This window comes from Pseudovibrio sp. POLY-S9, assembly GCF_001431305.1.
Taxonomy (GTDB): domain Bacteria; phylum Pseudomonadota; class Alphaproteobacteria; order Rhizobiales; family Stappiaceae; genus Pseudovibrio.
Genome location: NZ_LCWX01000263.1, coordinates 76,530 through 79,742 on the forward strand (window position 1 = coordinate 76,530; position 3,213 = coordinate 79,742).

General features: G+C 54.4%; 2 protein-coding genes and 1 pseudogene. All 3 read left to right on the top strand.

Going from position 1 to position 3,213, the window contains the following annotated elements; all coding sequences use genetic code 11:
- Positions 1-1,818, top strand: a 1,818-nt coding sequence (locus PPL9_RS30535) for an SPOR domain-containing protein (protein WP_200962396.1), incomplete at its 5' end; no start/stop codon positions are given.
- A gap of 73 nt (positions 1,819-1,891) precedes the next feature.
- Entirely contained in the window at positions 1,892-2,905 is a 1,014-nt protein-coding gene (gene nagZ / locus PPL9_RS30540; protein WP_057466247.1) for a beta-N-acetylhexosaminidase, read from the top strand.
- A 104-nt stretch (positions 2,906-3,009) separates the two neighbouring features.
- A pseudogene (locus PPL9_RS34610) lies at positions 3,010-3,213 on the top strand (segregation/condensation protein A); the annotation flags it as partial.

Here is a 3,213-nt window from a genome sequence, read left to right on the forward strand (position 1 = left end):
CCTGCTGCTGACCCTGTTTCATTTGAACCGGATATGACAGCGTTTGCGATGGATACTGGTGCTGAACTTGAAGGTGAGCACATCAGCGCTCCTGAAGTGTCTGCACAGGAAACGGTTATTCCTGCCAAGCATCTTGAAGAAGCTTTGTTGGCTGAGTTCAGTCTTGACGAGGAAGCGCAGCCAAGCGTTGTTGCTGAACCTGTTGCACCTCAGCCTGTGCGAAATGTTGCGCAGGACATTGAGGCGAGCGTTGATGACATCTTTGCAGATGAAATTGCGCAGGAGCCGCAGCCAGAACCAGAGCCGGAGGTTGAAATCGGCCCTGAAGTTGCAGCAGAGCTGAATGAATTTGAGCGCATGAGTGCCGGTTTTGAACAGGTTGCTCAGGAAATCGATCCATTTGCCGTTGAAGGTGATGATGCCTGGCAGCTGGACGAAAGCGTTGCCAACGATACGTCTTTGGATGAAATGTCCTGGCCTGCTGCTGCTGAAAAGCTGGCGCAGACGGAAGCTGCTCATCAAGAGGCAATGAATGCAGCGAAAAAGCCTGGTGAAGAGCAATCTCCTCCTCCTGGCGGATATGATCTTGATGCTGTGGCGCAGGCTATGCGCAAAGAAGATCCGAGCCTTGATGGCGGCGTTCTTCCGCAAGCTGTGCCGCGTGTTTCTGTTGATGTTCCGATTGAAGCAGAAGAGAACCGCAGTGGAGGTATGCGCAAAGGCCTGATGGCTGCTTCGCTCATTGGCGGTATTGTTGTGGTTGGCGGTGCCGGTCTGTTCCTGTTCGACTTCGGTGGAACAGGCGGAGATGCAACTCCACCACCGATTATTCGAGCTGATGCCTCTCCAATGAAGGAGGTTCCATCTCCTTCTGCGCAGCCTAAGAACGACACAGCAAAAGTCTTTTCTCCGGAGGAAGCGTCTCAGCCAGTCACTGGCGAGAAGATGATTCAGCGTGAAGATGCAGCTGTGACACCATTGCCGCCAGCGTCCAGCGAAACGGATACTGCAAAGTCCAGCGTGTTTGATGTGAACCCGACGAAGAAGGTGCGGACCGTTATTGTTCGTCCTGACGGGACCATCGTTCAGCGGGCTGGTACGGAAGCCAATGTGTCTGCACAGCCTCGTGTTGTCACAAGCAGCACTGTGCGCAACAGCAATCCGCAGAACACGGGTAGCACGACACCAGCGGCGACGTCTGGGCAGTGGGATCCACTTCCGGGTGAAACCCAGAGTGCTAACCAGCAAACTGCTGCTGTACCAACAACCACCAGCTTGCAGGATGCGTTTGCGAATGCTCCGGTGGCAACGCGGACCGAGACGCGCAATACGCTTCTGGGTGTGAGTGTTGTGCCTCAGTCCAAGCCATTTGTTGTGGCCTCTGCCAATACAGGCAGCGGTACTGTTCGCTCCAACACGCTGAAGCCGCTGCAGCCGCAGCCGACGTCTCGTGCCAGCAACGCACCGCTGAACCTGACTGGAAACCAGAACACGCAAACAGCTGCTGTAAACCCACAGGCAATTGCTCCAACTCCGACACCTACCGAAGGTGTTGTTGGTGAGATTCCAGGTGGGACTTACATTGTGCAGGTGGCTTCTGTGCGCACTGTTGAGGATGCTCGTGGTCAGATCCGCCGCTACAACAGCCGCTATCCAAACCTGATGGCTTTGGTGACACCGGTGATTACGCGTGCTGATCTTGGCGACAAAGGCATTTACTACCGCATTCAGGTGCCGTTTGATGGTCCGACCAGTGCAAACACCTTCTGCGGTGAGTTTAAATCTGCTGGTGGCGACTGTTACGTTCGCCGCAACTAAATACGCTTTCCCTTTTCAGGGACTACGCTTTGGAGCTTGACGCCGTACCAGCGTCAAGCTACCAGCTTTACTCATGTTTTTAAAATCGTTCATTTCCGGATGCCTTGGACCTGAGCTCAGCGCTGAGGACAAAGCCTTTTTTCGCGACCAACAGCCGTTTGGTCTGATCCTTTTTGCTAGAAACATGGAAACGCCGGCGCAGATCCGCCGACTTTGCGCTGATTTTCGCGAGGCTGTTGGCCGTGCGGATGCGCCTGTTTTCATTGATCAGGAAGGCGGGCGTGTGCAGCGCTTTGGTGCGCCGCATGTGCCAGTCTATCCAGCGGCAGGGACCATTGGGCGGCTTTATGCGCAGGACGTTGAGGCGGCGAAACGAGCTGCTTATTTGCATGCCTTGCTGATTGGCTTGGATCTGCGTGATCTTGGGTTGAACGCCAACTGTATTCCGTGTCTTGATATGCCCATTGAAGGTGCGAGCAACATTATTGGTCTGCGGGCCTACGGGTCTGATGCGGCGCTTGTGAGTGATCTGGGCCGCGCTGCTATGGATGGCTGTCTTGCTGCTGGTGTGATGCCGGTTATGAAGCATATGCCGGGTCATGGCCGAGCGCTGGTTGATAGTCATCTTTCCTTGCCTGAAGTGACAAGCCCTCTTGAGGAGCTTGAAGCGCGGGACCTTTTGCCGTTCAAATCCTTGCGGGATTGCCCGATGGGGATGACCGCTCACATCGTCTTTAAAGAGATTGATGGAGATCATCCTGTTACGCAATCTTCCTATGCTATTCAGAAGGTTATCCGGGAAGCGATTGGTTTTGATGGCGTCCTGATTAGTGATGACATCTCCATGAAAGCGCTTGGTGATGATCTGAAGAGCCGGGTTGAGAAAATTGTTGCGGCGGGGTGTGATCTTGTTCTGCATTGCAATGGTGAGCTGGATGAGATGAAGGTGGTTGCTTCTGCTGTGCCGGAGATAGATGGAAAACGCGCTGAGCGCATCGAGGCGGCTATGCAGCGAAATACCCAAGTGTTTGATGGGGATGAAACGGCACTGCGCGCGGAGTTTGATGAGCTGTGTGCGAAAGTTTGAGAGGGTGTCTTTTTACCGGAGTGCGAGACATGCTCTTCGGGGATACGCTTTAAAGGGATTGATGTTTGAGCGACGTTGAGGCCACAGAGCAGATAGAGGAAGCGTTGGCAGGCGCGGCGGCTGTGGAGCAGCCCGCGACTGGCGACCCGAACCTGCTTGTGGATGTGGACGGGTTTGAAGGTCCGCTTGATGTCTTGCTCACACTGGCCCGCAGCCAGAAGGTTGATATCACCAAGATCTCCATTCTCGCGCTGACAGAGCAGTATCTTGAGTTTGTAAAGGAAGCGCGCCGGTTGCGGCTGGAGCTG